The sequence below is a fragment of the Alteromonas pelagimontana genome (assembly GCF_002499975.2).
Taxonomy (GTDB): Bacteria; Pseudomonadota; Gammaproteobacteria; order Enterobacterales; family Alteromonadaceae; genus Alteromonas; species Alteromonas pelagimontana.
The window spans coordinates 1,725,109-1,740,928 of record NZ_CP052766.1 but is presented as its reverse complement, the minus strand read 5'-3'; the positions used below and the strand labels follow the sequence as shown (position 1 = coordinate 1,740,928).

The window sequence follows — 15,820 nt, the reverse complement described above, 5'->3', positions numbered from 1 at the left end:
AGCGGTATGCAAAGTAATTATCATTTTTACGAACCTGTATTGGGCCACAGGCTTGCACATGATCCTTTTAACGCTATTATCGCGCCAAGACCTATCGGATGGATTTCATCCAAAGGGCGTGACGGAAACACGAACCTTGCGCCCTACAGTTTTTTTAATGCATTCAATTACACGCCGCCAATCATCGGTTTTTCAAGTGTTGGCTATAAAGACTCCGTACGCAATATCGAGCAGACGGGAGAATTCTGCTGGAATCTGGTCACCCGGCCATTAGCAGAGCAAATGAATCAGACCAGTGCGATGGTTGAAATGCACGTCGATGAATTCGAGTTGGCAGGTCTGGAAAAGACGCCATCAAAGAAAATCAGTGTACCCCATGTTGCGCAAAGCCCGGTGGTAATGGAATGCAAGAAAACCCAGATAATTCAGCTGGCAGATAAGCGAGGTCATCCCTGCAACAGTTGGTTAGTGCTGGGGGAAGTGGTTGGAGTCCATATTCGCGAAGATTTGCTAACAGACGGCATATTCCAAACCACCGTTGCCCAACCAGTTTTACGCGGTGGCGGCGCTGGCGATTATTTTACCGTAAGCGAAGAAAACCGCTTCGAGATGATGCGGCCTTAAGCAAAGCGCTTACGCCGAAGCGCATCTTGGAAAGCGGGGAGGGCATGCTAAAAGAAAGTTTGCTTAAATTTTTATGGCGAATCGTTTTTCACCCTCTTACCGCTGCTTCACACATGCCGCAGGGTGAACATCACCCATAGGCTGGCCAAATAAATGCCTACAAGCGCCAGCGAATCGACCCCCATTTTACAATACTTTACTTTTGGCCTGATAAGCATACCGCCGCAATAGACGGCAGCCATAAAAATACCGGCGGTAAGGGCAAAAGCAGCGGGTTTATCCATTTCATTTATAATTGGCCCAGAGGTAAAAGCGAGGTCGTTTGGGAAAAGCAAAAAAAGCATAATGAGGTTGCTGCCGAAAATATTGGAAATTGCCATTGTGTAGGCTTTAACTCGAACGGCAGCAATGGAGGTACTTAGTTCAGGCATGGAGGTACTTAGAGCAAGTAAAGATGCACCGACAAAGCTTTGCCCTAAACCGGTCTGTATGGCTAACGTATCTGCCAGACGAACCAGAATGACGCCAAATACTAAAATTATTGTGCCGGCTATAAGGGAGGAACTGATAAGGTATTTTCTGGATTTTTTATCAAAGCGGTTATCCCGATCATTCTGATGGGTTTCTTCGTCAGGTAAATCTACTGCGCTCCAGATATGACGGTCCTGAATTTGTTCCAGAATATACATAGCGCTGATGTAAAGCACGGCAACAACCAGGCTACCAATGCCAAAATGATAGATAAGCGTTTTATCGCCAAGCAAGTAAATAATCAATACCGCTGACATAGAGGTAACGCACAATAGCCCCGCCACAATCACCGTTGGGTTGTGAGGCCGCGAGCTTAAGGTACCATCTTTAACAAAAATATCTGCAATAGCCAGCACCAGCAGTTGTAACAGCATGCCGCCAAACATATTGTTAAGGGCTAACGCGCCTTTCCCGCCTGCCGACGCCGTTAATGTCGTCACCACCTCGGGAAGTTCTGTGGCAGTCGCTAGCAGAATTAGACCCAGAAAAGCGCGTGCAAGGTGTGTCTGTTCAGCAATGGCATCAATGCAGTAAGATAACCTGGTTCCGGCCAGCCATACGCCGCTTGCAATAACCGCAAATAAGGCGAGATTTGCGATAATGGGAAGGTCGTTAAACAATAGCTTTGTTCCATATTCCGTATTGATTTGAAATGTGACCTTTACGTAGGCCCAATCCAATTAGCAACACCCCGCACAGCACACTGGAAACGATAGCAAATAGGTCGGCGCCATATAGAAACGGCGTAACAAACAGCGCTGCGCCCAATGGAATTAACAGGAATCTCACCGCTCTTGCCGATTCAGCCAGTGCTGTTATCGCCACGGTAAGAACCAAAGATCCTACGATATGGTCGGCGTTTGCCAACGTGCCCGTTGAACCTAACGTCAGACGAGTGAACATGAGCCAGAGTCCTATGGGCAAACATAACGCCAGGTTCCATGGAATTGTCACGCCGCCGCCCACCATATCTTTAATAATAGCGATAGGACCGCGTTTAAATTCGGATTCTTCTTCTTTCCGCTCACCTTCATCGGTATCACCAGTAAAAAAGATGCGTAACAGTGGACGCCCTTGCTTCTTACGGCGATATAAAAATTCTGAAGTTGCTATCAGTTCATCTAACGAGTAAGGAATTTGAATAAGCATAGCGGCAGCGCCAATTAAACAAAGCGTACACCACGTGCCTAACACAATTGGCTGAATGATGATAAAAACGATGGAAACCGCGCCTAAGGGAACAATCATAAAGCCAAATAACATGACCAGCCAAGGCATGGTGCGCCATCTTCTGACTGAGCCCATCAAGCCTGTTAATATTTCCAGCGCATAGGTGAGGGCACCCAATCCTGCATCGGGCACCGGCCAGGCTTTTGAAACTGAAGAAGTAATGATTTCTTCGGTGCCGTTTTTCGGATTTCCTGCAACACCCGTAAAAAACGGTTCCCATACCGCGTCGATATGGCCTAACTGATACGCGCATAAATAACGGGAAATAAAAAAGCCGATAAACGCCAGAATAATAATTGGAAGCCTTTGTACCCAGCTTGATGGGTTAAACTCCCATCCTGGAGGAATATTCGGTCCGGTTTCAGCCGCCACCTGCGCCACTCCGGGCGTAGGGCGGGAGCAAACGGAGAAACCAATTACCAGCATCCCCACCAATGTGCCATTCAGGTAAGCGCCCGCAGTGGGGGCCCAAAATACCAAGGGGGCAGATAACAGCCAGAGTCCTACTGCTCCCACCGCCCAGCGCGCCAGACCCATTCGCCAGGAAAGCGCGAGGGAACCAAACACCAGCAGGGCGCCGCCAGAGGCCATATCGCTTATGCGCATCATCTGGCTTTCATAGCCCAAAATAAACGGCGCAGTTAAAAGCCAGAATGCCAACCCCAAATTAATAAAATGGGCCCAGATAAATTGGTAGTGTTGTTGACGATATTTCTCTTCATGTTCTTCACGAATGGTATTGGCATTGATGTGTTTTTCTTCTGACGTTTGCATCCAATCCGGTTTGGTTATGCCGTTTGCTTTGTACCATTTGGGCGGGTTGGCTTTTAGATTACCGATGAGATGTTCCAGCTCTTCATAAATATTGTGCTTAGGCGTCCAGCCGATTTGCTCCTTCACTTTTCGAATATCAAGGTCATAGTGATCGCTGGATAAATCAATCATAAAAGGTTTAATGAAGGGTTTCTCGCCATGATCGATTGCGTCTGGAACAATGGGTTCCGACTTCTCCTGAAGCCAGGCTCCGGGTTTAGCGACAAACTCAGGAATCTCAATGGTTTTCCATTCTTCCTCCCCATGAATGAGCTGGCCAATGCGATTCTGTAGCGCTTGATAACCCATCACGTTTTCTTCACCCGCAAGCAGTATGTTCTCACTCGGCAGGGTGGCACGCTTGTCAAGTAAAGTAGCAAACAACGCCACCATGTCATCTTTATGTAAAAAGGATTGGCCAGCCATGAGATCGCCGGAATACAACCAGCTTTTGAATTGTCTTTCGTAGATTCGGGCGATTTGGTAGCTTAACGTAGGGACGGCAGTGTGTTCATCATACAGCCCGGCCATGCGTAAAATGGTGTAGGGAATTTTACCGTGAGCTTCTTTAATGACAGCTTCAGCGTTGGCTTTGGAATCGGGATACGCCCATCCCGGGTCCAGCGGCGTTTCTTCAGTCACTTTTATGCCCGGCACCGCAGGCTCATGAACAAGCATGGTGGAAGCATAAACAAAGTGTTCAACCGTAAAGCTCTGTAGCGCCTCAAGTAGCAGTTTGGTGCCGTCAACGTTGAGTTTCTGGTAGAGGGGGTTTGGTTCGCCGGTAAAATCAAAAAATGCCGCTAAATGAATAACACTCGCTATGTTATCGCCATGGTCGCGACGCAAATTCTGCATTACCAGCTTAATGGAATCCGGCGACGTGAAGTCGCACTCGTAACTGGTATCTGCTGCATCAGCCGGTTTTAAATCAAGGCCGATAACAAAATAATTCTGCTTTAGTTTGTGGCATAGCGCTGCGCCTACATCACCGGATGCACCGGTGATCAATACTACAGGTGTTGCCTCGCTATGAACCATTGCAGACTCCTTCTAAACTGGGGGGGGAAGTTTTGAAGTGCGCACTGCTAAATCACACAGGAAACTGTTGTCACGGATAATAACGAAAGGAACAGAAGTTTGGTTCAGTCGGCAAAGTTTTTGCGCCAGCGGTTGAAATTATTCAGGTGACAAACTGGCCTTTTAATCAGATGCCGTTGTATCTGAACGTAAGGGTGTAAACCAGCCAAATCAGTACCACAGAATTCAGAAGTACCGTTAGCCAAAAGAAAAACCGGAAGGGCTGCTTTTGAGTTTTGTGTCGCAGTAGCTGCTGGGCCATTAATGCTCCCGGCCACCCACACAGCAGCGCCAGTAAATGAAGAGTATGTTCAGGTGTACGGGAGGCATCTTTTCTGGCAGCGGCCTTGTCTTTCCAGTACACCATAAAGGTTACAATACTCATCACCCCATAGGTAAGAGGTATGGGCATGGGCAGCCATCCAAACAGGGCCGGTAGCGCCAATACTATTAACAGTAGCAAAGGCAACAAAACGCCGCCTAAGCGGGTTTTTTGCTTGCGCCCTAAGGTGATAGAGCCTGAATGTTTTGACATGGCACATCCTATTTACTTTTTACTTGGTTATTCAGGCAGAGCGCTGCGTTATTGCCGATTCTAGAACACAAGCTTATATTGAGCTAAATGTTGATAAAAAGGCATGGCTTGCTGGCAGATCTTCTCCAAATTCTCGGGTAGCGCCGGTAGCGGCTTGATTGGAGTAGGTTTCAGCCCGGTGCTTGACCAGACACTGGCATACCAGTGCGATGCCCACACACCATCCGCTGCGTTTCCACCGGCCTGCCAGGTCAGCATTTTAGGGTCAAAAGCCAAACCGATTGCTGCGCACAGCGCTTTTAACCCTTTTTCAGGATCCGCGAGAATATCGTCGCTGTCGATGACAACAGGGGCTAGACCTGTGAGTGATTGTACACGAGCAAATAACTCGCACTGTTGTTTTATGCCGATATCTTCAAGCCTGGGTTCTTCCCTCTTTTGCTGGTAACTCGCAATCACCCGTGCCGGATGTCGCAGCAAAAAAACGTTTGCGAGTTCTTTAATCCAGTCGGTGGGAAATTCCGGCAGCATGTGGTGAGACATCTGCTTTTGATAAAAAACGGCCTTGCCTTCAGGAGCAGGGCTTAGCATGTTGGCTACCACTGCAGAGGGATCGGTAGGTTGTGAAGCGAGTATGGCGTCCTGCATCGGATGTACCTCTCCGCTCGCCTGCAGAAAAGCAGCATAGAAGGGTTCGTCCACCACCGCGCAATCCTCGCGGGCGGCAAAGGCATACATCATCGCAGTGGAAAGATTTCTGGGGCCAGACCACATAGCTATATGCATTATTGAGCTCCTTTTACGAGCTGATAATAGCCTTCTCTGATTCGACTGGTAATAGGGCCGGGATAATCTTCACCAATTCGACGTCCATCGATTTCTGAAACTGGCGTTTGCGCGCCAAAGGTACCGGTAAGAAAAGCTTCATCGGCCCCGTAAGTCTCCACCAGCGAAAAGTTTTTCTCATAAACAGGTATGTTCAGCTGTCTACACACGTGAATAACTTTTTGACGGGTAATGCCATTCATGCAGTAGTCTCCGGTGGAAGTCCACACTTCGTTTTTGCGTACTATGAAGAAGTTGCAGGCATTGGTGGTGTTGACAAAGCCATTCACATCCAACATCAGTGCTTCATCTGCGCCAGCCTTTTCAGCGGCAATGCAGGCCAAAATACAATTGAGTTTGGAATGACTGTTTAATTTGGGGTCCTGCGTCATCGGCAATCCCCGCATATGAGGCACGGTAGCCAATTTCATTGGGCGGGCAATAGCCGGTTTTGAGTGTTCGCAAATAATCACCAGTGTTGGCCCCGACACAGACAAGGCCGGATGCTGGAACGGCTTCTTTTTAATACCGCGGGTAAACATCAACCTGGCGTGAACGTCGGTCTCCATTTGGTTGGCTTTACGGGTTGCTTCCAGTGCAGCAATGACCTCTTCACGAGTCATTTGCAAATCTAAATCAATAGCGCGGGAGGCTTCAAATAGCCGGTCGATATGCTCATCCAAAAATGCCCATCGACCGTTGTATAAACGTAGGCCTTCCCAGATTCCGTCACCCAGCATAAAGCCGCTGTCATATACCGACACTTTGGCTTCACGCCGATGTACAATATCACCATTAACGTAAATTAAAATGTCATCGTTGCGAGCATCTTCTGCCGCAGTGTGGGTGGAAACTTCTTCGTTTATCATTCCCGTTCCTTTACAGTTTTGCTTCATACTAATCCGCCTCTATCTCCCTGCGGGCGCGGCTTTTCAGATGCGCCAATGGCGTTCGGTTTAGCCCCACTAAACCTTCACGAAATTGGCTTGTCAAAAGTTGAAAAATTATCGCGCTGAGTGAACACATATCAAGGTGGATTAGTATTATTCTGTCAAGAGCTAGCGGCTCAATCAAGGTCTCCCGACGTGTGTGATAACCAACTCGTACGGTAACGGTAGTTTAAAGAGGGAATAAATTTAAAACGTGGGAAGGGTAAAGCGAAAACCTTTTTGCAGTAACCATTTTTCAGCGTGAGCAGGAGTTTTGGTATAAAAGTGGAAATCACTATCGTAGCTGGAGCTTTGGCGGATAATACGTTCCTGCATGGCGAATTTGAATACCGTGGCTTCGTGGGTCTGATTATTCAAGGCGCACCAATCGTATATCATCTGGAAATGTTCAAGGGCTTCCATAGTAGGCATTATCCAATCGCGCATATCAATATATGCAGCCCAAGGCGCATGCTTAATCTCTTTTACCGCCTCTTGCACTTCTTTAAAAACAGTTTTGACCACGGGTGTAGACCACACCCCGCATAGACGCACACACAGTACATTGCCAATTACATCGAGTTGGTAAAGCTCTTTCCTATTTGTCATTATTAGTATGCATAAAGTGTTAGTGGCTCGGCCCTTTTAATAAAAGTCAGTATTTCACTGAATGGGCTTGTTGTAAAATTAAGGTTAAGTTTGAGAGACATATTTGTCGTGATAGAAAACTGGCTTGTCAAAAGTTAAAAACTCTCGCGCTGGGCCAGCACACATCAAGGTGGATTGGTATAATTATGATCTCCGCTTCTGTCGTAGCGTATGTTAAGTGGGAAAATAATAGAGAACTACGCACTTGTATTACCGCTACTTGTAAACATTGTTCCTTTAATCTACATCAATAAACTGATTTGCTAGCGAAACTGCACGCAATTTCCACCGCCGCCCGTTACCTTATTCAGTTCGCTGCAAATGTTCGGGTGCGTCATTTATTTTTCAGCTAAGCGCTTAGTTAAACCATACATTACAACAGGGTTTCTTCGTATGACAAAACCAGCAATATCAGCTCGCCTGCCACTTACTAACGCTGTACTTCTCGCCATTTATGGAATGGCCGCAAGCTGCGCGGGTATAAGTGCTCAAGCACAAGAAGCATCACTACCTGATGGCATTGAGCGCATCACAACAACCGGTACACGCACGGGGGTGAATCCTGACGATGTGCCTATGGTTATCAGTGCGGTCAACGCAGACAACCTGGCGCTGATAGCGCCTACACATATAGAAGAAGCGTTGAAGCTGGTGGCTGGTGCAGGGGTACAGCGTGGCAACGGACAAGAGTATTTGCCATCGTTACGCTCTGAAGTATTTTCCGGTGCCGGCGCTTGTGGCGGCATCTTGACCGCGGAAGATGGAATTCCGTTGCGGGCCGCAGGCTTCTGCAATATTAACGAGTTATTTGAAGCCCACAGCGAAATGGCCCAGCGAATCGAGGTATTGAAAGGGCCCGGCTCGGCGCTGTACGGATCAAACGCTGTACACGGTGTAATTAATGTGATTACTCCTGACACCACTCGCGGCGGCGGCATGGCAGGAATCGATTATGGCTCTTACGGTTACTCAAGATATAAGGTACGCAGCGGGAAAGATTTCGGCAACAGTGGCATTGGGATTAATGCCAGTGTTACGCGAGACACAGGTTATAGAGATGAAGAAAGCGTAGATCAGGAGAAGGTGAACATCCGTCACCGATATGAATGGGATAACGTTACCCTGACCAGCGGATTCACTTACACTAATCTTGATCAGAAAACAGCTGGTTATATTACCGGTTTTGAAAGTTATAAAGACGAGGCGTTGGCACAAACCAACGAAAATCCGGACGCGTTTCGTAAAGCTCAGTCGTTACGAGTATGGTCGCAGGCAGATTGGCAACTTGGTAATGGCGATGTGATAACGATAACGCCCTATGTACGTGATCAGGACATGGAATTTTTCATGCACTTTTTACCCGGTACGCCAATGGAGGAAAACAGCCAGACAGGTGCTGGGGTGCAGACACTTTGGCAACACCAACTGGCAAATAAGCTGACTCTGCGTACCGGGCTTGATGCCGAATATACCGAAGGTGCCTTATTGCAATACCAGGAAGGTGCGACGGAAGGATCAGACTTTCTGGTTGAAACCGTGCCTGAGGGTAAACATTATGACTACGATGTTGATGCCACACTGTATGCGCCTTTTGTGTCACTTGAGTGGGAGCAGGACGCGTGGCTGGTTACCGCAGGTTTGCGCTACGAACATATGGAATATGACTACACCAATAATATGCTCACTGGTCGCACTCGGGACGACGGCACAGAGTGTGGCATGGGCGGTTGCCGCTACAGCCGGCCGCCTAGTGGCAACGATAGTTATAGCAACGCATCACCAAAGCTGGGCTTGGTCTATCGCTATTCTCCGCAAATGCATTTTTACGCCAACCTGTCGCGAGGATACCGCGCCCCCCAGGCTACTGAGCTATACCGGTTACAGCGGGATCAGCAAGTGGCAGACCTTAAGTCTGAAACTGCCAATAATGCTGAAGTCGGAATAAAAGGTGCGCTTGATAATCTGCGCTACGTGGTTTCTGCGTATCTTATGCAGAAAGACAATTACATCTTCCGTGATAGTAATTATTTTAATGTTAATGACGGCGAGTCTAAGCATCGTGGGATAGAAGTTGAACTGGATTGGCAATTCTCGCCAAGCTGGGATATTGCTGTGGCAGCAACTTATGCCAAACATACCTATGATTACGACCAAGTTCTGTCTGATATCAATATTAATGGTAACGACATTGATACCTCTCCCAATCTGATAAGCAACATCCGGCTGGGATGGGATATGTCTGACGCCACGCGCGTTGAGCTTGAGTGGAACCACGTTAGCCAGTATTACACCGATCCTGAAAATCTGCATGAATACGAAGGGCATGACCTACTAAATTTGCGCGCCTCCTGGGCCATAACACCGGCTTTGACTGCGTTTGCGCGTGTGAACAATTTAACGGATGAAGCCTATGCAGAGCGTGCTGACTTTACCGAATTTGGCGGCGACCGCTATTTTCCCGGTCGTCCCAGAAATGTGATGGTTAGCCTGAATTACCGCTGGTAGCGTTTGTGTAGTCGGATTTCGTCTATATTTAGTAGCTTAGCGTTAGCCACTTTCGCGGCCGGCGCTGTTTTCCTGTACAATCTAAATCACAACTCTCGCGGCTTCTAACCCGTCATTCGAGCTATGTGTTAGCTGGACCTTGCTATTGCATAGCTGGAAAGATTGGTTTTAAGGAAACACCATGAAAAAAATTGTTGTCGTGGGAGGCGGAGCCGGTGGTCTTGAACTGGTAACCCATTTAAGTAAATCATTGGGTAAAAAAGGTCAGGCTGAAATTATATTAGTCGACAGAAGTCGCACTCATGTCTGGAAGCCTTTGCTGCACGAAGTGGCGGCTGGTGTCATTGACAAATATTCAGATGGCGTAGACTACCGTATGCATGCGGTGGCTCATAAGTATCAGTTTCAACTGGGTAATATGCGTCATCTTGATCGGGAGAATCGTCAGGTTGTACTCGATCCACTTTATGATGACGAAGGCGTAATCATCCTTCCGGAACGTAACATTGATTACGATTATCTTGTTTTGGCCCTAGGCAGCGTAAGTAACGATTTTGGCACGCCCGGCGTCATTGAGCATTGCTATTTTCTTGATTCACTAGTGCAGGCTGAACGCTTTCATAAAGCGCTGTTAAACCAGTTGTTACGCATTAATCAGTCTTGTGTGGATAAAAAAGAACTGCACGTAGCGATTGTCGGAGGCGGGGCGACGGGCACTGAGCTGGCTGCGCAGCTTCACCATATTGCCAATCTTGCCCGCGCATACGGCATGCCGGAAATGTCAGCTGATCGCCTTAAGATTTCCATCATCGAAGCCGGTAAGCGAATTTTGCCAGCGTTGCCCGAACGAATTGCTAATTCTGCACGGGGAGCACTAACCAAACTTGGAATAAAAGTGCTGGAAGGTACGATGGTATCGAAAGCGCAGAAAGAAGGTTTTGTGACCAGTGAAGGTGAACTGATTGAAGCCGATATGATGGTATGGTCGGCGGGCGTAAAAGCGCCGGACTTTCTGGTTAACATGAACATTTTTGAAACCAACAAAGCCAATCAGATTCTGGTGACACCAGAACTAAAAAGTACCGTTGATGAGTCAATCTATGTAATAGGCGACTGCTGCGGTTTTCAACAGCAAGATGGCAGCTGGGTGCCGCCGCGAGCGCAATCGGCTCACCAAATGGCAACCACCGCCGCTACCAACCTTATCAACACTTTTCAAAATAAGCCTTTAAAAACCTACCGTTACAAAGATTATGGATCTTTGGTGCACCTAAGTCGCTACAGTACCGTAGGAAGTCTTATGGGGTCGCTGGCAAATAGCAGTATGTTCATTGAAGGGCGGCTGGCGCGGATAGTATATGTTTCTTTATACAATATGCATCAGTTTGCCGTACATGGCCGGGTGCGAGGATTTTTTACCTTATTAAGCCGTAAGGTAAGTAACATTGTTGGGCCTAAGCTAAAACTGCATTAATGCCAATCCGCAGCGCTAGTTGCAAGGCACTTAGATAAACGCCGGCACAAGGTACGCAAATGGGGCCTGGAATAAAGCCGTAAGTTAAGGCTTCTGTGGTAAATGCTTAATGTTGTCGCTACTTATCGAGAAGCCAGGTTACCCTGAACGGGAGCTGCCGTATCTATATGGCAGCGCCATATTCAACCGCAGGATGTCTTCAAGGAAGTTGTTATTACGACGGGACGGAATCATTCTGTTCGCTAGCGACATCTTGTTGGTTCAGGCTTTGCAGCGCGCAGTGCGGTAAAAACAGGTTTGTTTAATCTCAGAGAGGCATTAAAGGGTGAGCGCCCTGAAATTACGGCCCCAATAATATTATCTATACAACGCCCATAAAAAAGGAAGTGTGGATGAAGCCATTCCATCTTATCGCCGTTGTTGTTCTCATTGTTGCCACCATGTTTTATTACAGTGGTAATACGGTTTCTGACAACGCTACAACAGATTTCCCGCAGGTAATGACGCCGGGACTCCGCGATAAGGTTGATCGAGATGATCCAGTGACAGGCAGCCGTATCCCTGATGCGGGAGGGGCTTCGGTTGTCCCGCCTCCAACCAGCGGGTTACGATCTGATCCGGTAGCTGACAGGCCAGAATCTGAAGAAGCTCGGTTGCGAGAAACCATTCGAGCCGCGGAAACAGCACAAGAACTTGAAAACCTCTTCTTTACAACGCAAGGAATAAGCAGCGAGGTATTAGAGAAAGTGCTTCAAGATAAAGAAACCTTTCAGATACTGTTAGGCACGTTATCATCAATCTCTGCCAGCACAGTTGCTAATAATCGCGCGGATAAATTGCATCATGTTATTTACAACGAAGTGTCTCCATATATTTATGCAGAAGATTATGCCTGTGCAGGCATAATTTGTGCGCTACAGTTCACTTCTCCCGAAGCAGATACCAGCAAGTTTCGCGTATTCCAACAATTTCAAAATAACCATTTTTTCACCGGCACTTTATCAAACGCTAACGGTGACACAGATTATGAAATGCTGTTTTTTGCCAAAGATAGAAGCGATGAATTTTCTTCAACACCATAGTCAAAACCATAGCCGAAATCACAGATGAAATACTTTACGTTTTCTTTTCTACTAGCGTTATCAGCCTGTTCGAACAGCGACTGGCGTACAGCGTCGCGAGAGCCAGCGGGCATTGCTCCAGCACCTTCACAAGAAAAAGACGCAGTAATAGAAGTGTACGCTGCGGATGCATTTAGCTGGCGAGGTTGGCTGGCTGTTCATACCTGGATTGCAATAAAGCCTGAGAATGCTGAGCAATATACTGTTTATGAAGTAGTGGGTTGGCACGTCCGCCATGGCTCATCAGCCTTACGTCAGTATCATACCGCTACCCCGGATCGTTACTGGTATGGCGCGAAACCTTACAAGGTGCTGTCGATTATAGGCCCAAAAGCGGGTGACCTCATTCCAAAAATAAATGAGGCAGTGAAAGAATATCCTTGGGCAGACCAATACAGGCTTTTTCCCGGCCCCAACAGTAATACATTTCCTGCCTGGGTAGGCCTGCAAGTGCCGGAACTGGAACTAAAAATGCCGCTTCGAGCCATTGGTAGCGGCTACGCAAGATAGCTTTTTGATATGAGTGACTACTGATATGCAGACCGGCACTGCTGTACCGGCCTGTAATGGAAGGTAGAATTAATTCCCTAATAACTCAAACTTTAGCCAGTTGAAATTAACATCAGCACCGGTGAAGTTAATCCGTAAGGTTTGGCTACCGCCTTCGGTAATCGTCACCTGCCCCAACGAATGCGTTACAAAGCTTTGCCAGCCGCCGGTAGCTTCCACATTGTCGGTGGCAAATTCAGCGCCATTTAACGCTACAGTATAGCCTCCTGCCCCCGTATTTGACGCCACTCGAGAGGATACCTGGTACGTACCTGCCCCCAGTGTCACCGCATACTCAAGCCATTCCCCGCTTGCTGTCCAACCTACGTTATAGCCGCTGTTAATATCGGTGGTAGGTTCAATGTCGACATCATCGTTACGATACGCACCGCCGTTGTTGCCCGCGTCACTATCGTTCCAGTTGCTATAATTTTCTGCCTCAACAACCACGCTGGTGGTGACAAGCGTTTCGCATCCGCTCTCATCTACACTGGCCCCTGCAGGCGTATTAGCGCACTGATCTACGCCATCATTAACACCGTCTCCGTCAGCGTCGCCAGCAGATGTGGTTACTACTGAGTAGGTTTGGGGCGAGGTATCCGTTACTGCACCATTTGGCTGCAAGTAGGTAAACCAATACGTGATGGTGTCACCTGCGCTTAGCCCGTTAACACGTGTCTCATTGCGTCCAGCTTCAATATTCATCCGCAGGTTCTGCTGGTTTTGGCCATTGATGGTGTAGTGGACGTCAGCCCAATCGGCAGTGTTGACAAAAAATACTATGCTGTCAGCGCTGACTTGCTCAACACCAGTAGCGCCGTCACTAATGGCACAACCATTGCCATCGACTTGTGTTCCTGCAGGAGTGTCAGGACAGTTGTCTGCGCTGTCCGCTACGCCGTCTCCGTCGGAGTCGGAATTTTGGTTCACCGGCACGGGATTATCGCTACCCAGGATAGAAAATTCCGCAACCTGAGTCATACCGCCACTGTTGTTCATCATGTTAATTCGATAGAACTGCCAGGCAGTGGTGTTACTGAAACTGAATTCCCGTGTTTGAAAGCGTGAACTGAAATCTTCATTCGACCGGCTATCAAGCGTTGTCCAGGTTACACCATCACTTGAGCCCTGAAAATTCCAACTCATAGGGTCCCGCTCGGGCGCATCGTTTGCTGAGGTTATCCGGTATCCGCTGGCAGGATACGCGAAATCCGCAGTTTGATATTGCAGCCAGGCAGAGGCATGAAATGTTAAATACTTGGTAGTAGTATCATCATCAAAGGCGTTTTCAGCGCCTTCGTTTGCCGGTGAATCGTTATGCTGGGCGGTGAATGTGCCAGGCACGTCTGTTAGATCAATGGCATTTGAGGAAGCAGGACAACCATTGTTAGCCGCATCACCCGCTGTAGTTGGACACTGATCATCATTATCGTTGATACCGTCGCCGTCACTATCTTGAACCACTGGGCCACCGCCGCCAGTCCAGACAATGTCATCTAGCGCCATTTCAAAAGCGTAGGTGGGAATTTGTCCGTCTACCGAGGCTATGTTAAAAGGGTTTGAAATTGACTGCAGCGCCACCAGTGGTCCTGCTAAATCAGATACAGGTATAACGGCTTCCGCCCAATCACCGTTTCTCACCAGCCCGTATTTGGTAGTGTTGGCGGGAAATTCAATCCAGTTTTCGTTAGTGTAGGTATCTGCAATGCCCACTTTGAACGACACATCGGCAGGAATTTTAATTTTAAAGTGCACGTCGCCATCAGCAAAATTGCTCAGATCCCGCGGTTGACGTGACTGGAAGCCGCCACCAAACCACTGGCTTGGAGAATATTGCCACGCCAATACGTTATCACCTTCATAAGGTGGTGTGGTGCCATCGGTAATAGACGTCTGATTCCACACGTAGATATCTGCATCCACACCCGGCTCCAGTTTGTTATTGGTGGGAGTATTATCGGTAAACACACCAAAGGTGCCGGTTTCTTCAGGCACCGTATTGCCAAGGAAAATTTCGCCCTGGCCGTCTAACTCGTAAATTCGGACATAATCAACCACCATTTTCGCTGGAAGTGGCGCTGTAACCTGGCCGTTGGTCTGGGCATCGGTAAAAGTACCGCCGACTGCAAGGTCCATTAGCAGATAAAAAGGCTGCTGGAATTCATTGGACTCTTCGCTGATGGTAAAAGGTTGGGAATACATCTCGTATTCGACGCCACCATCCACAATTGCAAAGCGGATCTGTGATTCCGTCCAGTACAAACGATAGGTGACAAAACGATTCGCAAGAGACGAAGATGAGAGGTGGGCGTTGTCGGTTTGCCAGGCGGTGCTGGCAGCACAGGAAGGATTACCGTCGCTACATGCCGCATCTGCGTAAAAGATCAGGTTGGAGCCCACGTAATTATTAAGTGGAGCGCCGGGAAACCCGGCGTCGGCGCGTTGTGCAGCCGACTGCCCCATTTCCATAATATCGATTTCTCCTTTTGCAGGCCAGCTTGATGTACTGGTTCCCAACATCCACAACGCCGGCCACAAACCAGTATCAACGTTTGGCGTTTTAGTACGCATTTCAATCATGCCGTACTTTATCGCCAGCTTATTGCTACTTTGAATTTTACCTGAGGTAAACGCTTTGCCGCCGGTCGCCTGATTGCGCGCTTCCAGCACCAAGCCTTTATTTCCTGGCTCGCCAGCGATATCCTGAATATAGACGTTATCCTGGGCGTACCACTGCAGTTCCTGATTGCCCCACCCACACAAGCCTTGGGCACAACCATCGCCTTCATCAATGTTCCAGATATCGGTATTAAAGCTGTTAAAGTTGTCTTCCCAAATTAGGTTTCCCACTGCAGCGTGGGACTGACTACTACAAAAAGCCAATGCGCTGGCTAGTGCAATTTTAGATAATTGTCTGGAGGAAAGCGTAATTTTCCGCATCCTGTGAATCTCCTCA

Annotated in this window: 12 protein-coding genes; 5 read left to right on the top strand and 7 right to left on the bottom strand. The window is 48.1% G+C overall.

Annotated features, from left to right (window positions below; genetic code table 11):
- Positions 1-6 precede the first annotated feature (6 nt).
- Positions 7-624 (top strand): flavin reductase family protein, encoded by a 618-nt coding sequence (locus CA267_RS07810; RefSeq protein WP_075608007.1) that lies wholly within the window; start codon positions 7-9, stop codon positions 622-624.
- Between the two features lie 107 nt (positions 625-731).
- Here the strand turns inward: CA267_RS07810 and CA267_RS07805 are convergent, their stop codons facing one another.
- The 6 genes from CA267_RS07805 to CA267_RS07780 form a co-directional block, all read right to left on the bottom strand.
- Positions 732-1,775 (bottom strand): sodium:calcium antiporter, encoded by a 1,044-nt coding sequence (locus tag CA267_RS07805; RefSeq protein ID WP_075608008.1) that lies wholly within the window; start codon positions 1,773-1,775, stop codon positions 732-734.
- On the bottom strand, positions 1,768-4,239 hold the full coding sequence (locus tag CA267_RS07800) for a vitamin K epoxide reductase family protein (RefSeq protein WP_075608009.1): 2,472 nt from the start codon (positions 4,237-4,239) through the stop codon (positions 1,768-1,770). Before CA267_RS07800 ends, CA267_RS07805 begins: the two co-directional genes overlap by 8 nt.
- A gap of 166 nt (positions 4,240-4,405) precedes the next feature.
- Positions 4,406-4,813, bottom strand: a complete 408-nt coding sequence (locus CA267_RS07795; protein ID WP_075608010.1) for a DUF1294 domain-containing protein — start codon at positions 4,811-4,813, stop codon at positions 4,406-4,408.
- 60 nt (positions 4,814-4,873) lie between these two features.
- A complete protein-coding gene (locus CA267_RS07790; RefSeq protein WP_075608011.1) occupies positions 4,874-5,599 on the bottom strand; it encodes a sulfotransferase-like domain-containing protein in 726 nt (241 codons plus the stop codon).
- Complete coding sequence (locus CA267_RS07785) at positions 5,599-6,534, bottom strand: aminotransferase class IV (protein WP_232367612.1); 936 nt, start codon at positions 6,532-6,534, stop codon at positions 5,599-5,601. The genes CA267_RS07790 and CA267_RS07785 overlap by 1 nt, the downstream gene beginning before the upstream one ends.
- Positions 6,535-6,774: 240 nt before the next feature.
- Complete coding sequence (locus CA267_RS07780; RefSeq protein ID WP_075608013.1) at positions 6,775-7,176, bottom strand: hypothetical protein; 402 nt, start codon at positions 7,174-7,176, stop codon at positions 6,775-6,777.
- Between the two features lie 498 nt (positions 7,177-7,674).
- Here CA267_RS07780 and CA267_RS07775 point away from each other — a divergent pair, with 498 nt between their 5' ends.
- The 4 genes from CA267_RS07775 (at position 7,675) to CA267_RS07760 (ending at position 12,825) form a co-directional block, all read left to right on the top strand.
- A complete protein-coding gene (locus CA267_RS07775; RefSeq protein ID WP_083638518.1) occupies positions 7,675-9,720 on the top strand; it encodes a TonB-dependent receptor in 2,046 nt (681 codons plus the stop codon).
- Positions 9,721-9,901: 181 nt separating this feature from the next.
- Positions 9,902-11,194 carry an NAD(P)/FAD-dependent oxidoreductase gene (locus CA267_RS07770; RefSeq protein WP_075608014.1) on the top strand — a complete coding sequence of 431 codons (1,293 nt, stop codon included), beginning with the start codon at positions 9,902-9,904 and terminating at the stop codon, positions 11,192-11,194.
- A 392-nt stretch (positions 11,195-11,586) separates the two neighbouring features.
- A complete protein-coding gene (locus CA267_RS07765; protein WP_075608015.1) occupies positions 11,587-12,276 on the top strand; it encodes a hypothetical protein in 690 nt (229 codons plus the stop codon).
- Between the two features lie 24 nt (positions 12,277-12,300).
- Positions 12,301-12,825 carry a DUF3750 domain-containing protein gene (locus CA267_RS07760; RefSeq protein WP_075608016.1) on the top strand — a complete coding sequence of 175 codons (525 nt, stop codon included), beginning with the start codon at positions 12,301-12,303 and terminating at the stop codon, positions 12,823-12,825.
- Positions 12,826-12,894: 69 nt separating this feature from the next.
- Here the strand turns inward: CA267_RS07760 and CA267_RS19130 are convergent, their stop codons facing one another.
- Positions 12,895-15,804, bottom strand: a complete 2,910-nt coding sequence (locus tag CA267_RS19130) for a carbohydrate-binding domain-containing protein (protein ID WP_075608017.1) — start codon at positions 15,802-15,804, stop codon at positions 12,895-12,897.
- Positions 15,805-15,820 lie beyond the last annotated feature (16 nt).

Bases quoted from the DNA above. Each gene is read 5' to 3' on its own strand.
- CA267_RS07810 (WP_075608007.1), top strand. From the start codon at position 7: ATGCAAAGTAATTATCATTTTTACGAACCTGTATTGGGCCACAGGCTT.
- CA267_RS07800 (WP_075608009.1), bottom strand. From the start codon at position 4,239: ATGGTTCATAGCGAGGCAACACCTGTAGTATTGATCACCGGTGCATCC.
- CA267_RS07795 (WP_075608010.1), bottom strand. From the start codon at position 4,813: ATGTCAAAACATTCAGGCTCTATCACCTTAGGGCGCAAGCAAAAAACC.
- CA267_RS07790 (WP_075608011.1), bottom strand. From the start codon at position 5,599: ATGCATATAGCTATGTGGTCTGGCCCCAGAAATCTTTCCACTGCGATG.
- CA267_RS07785 (WP_232367612.1), bottom strand. From the start codon at position 6,534: ATGAAGCAAAACTGTAAAGGAACGGGAATGATAAACGAAGAAGTTTCC.
- CA267_RS07780 (WP_075608013.1), bottom strand. From the start codon at position 7,176: ATGACAAATAGGAAAGAGCTTTACCAACTCGATGTAATTGGCAATGTA.
- CA267_RS07775 (WP_083638518.1), top strand. From the start codon at position 7,675: ATGGCCGCAAGCTGCGCGGGTATAAGTGCTCAAGCACAAGAAGCATCA.
- CA267_RS07770 (WP_075608014.1), top strand. From the start codon at position 9,902: ATGAAAAAAATTGTTGTCGTGGGAGGCGGAGCCGGTGGTCTTGAACTG.
- CA267_RS07765 (WP_075608015.1), top strand. From the start codon at position 11,587: ATGAAGCCATTCCATCTTATCGCCGTTGTTGTTCTCATTGTTGCCACC.
- CA267_RS07760 (WP_075608016.1), top strand. From the start codon at position 12,301: ATGAAATACTTTACGTTTTCTTTTCTACTAGCGTTATCAGCCTGTTCG.
- CA267_RS19130 (WP_075608017.1), bottom strand. From the start codon at position 15,804: ATGCGGAAAATTACGCTTTCCTCCAGACAATTATCTAAAATTGCACTA.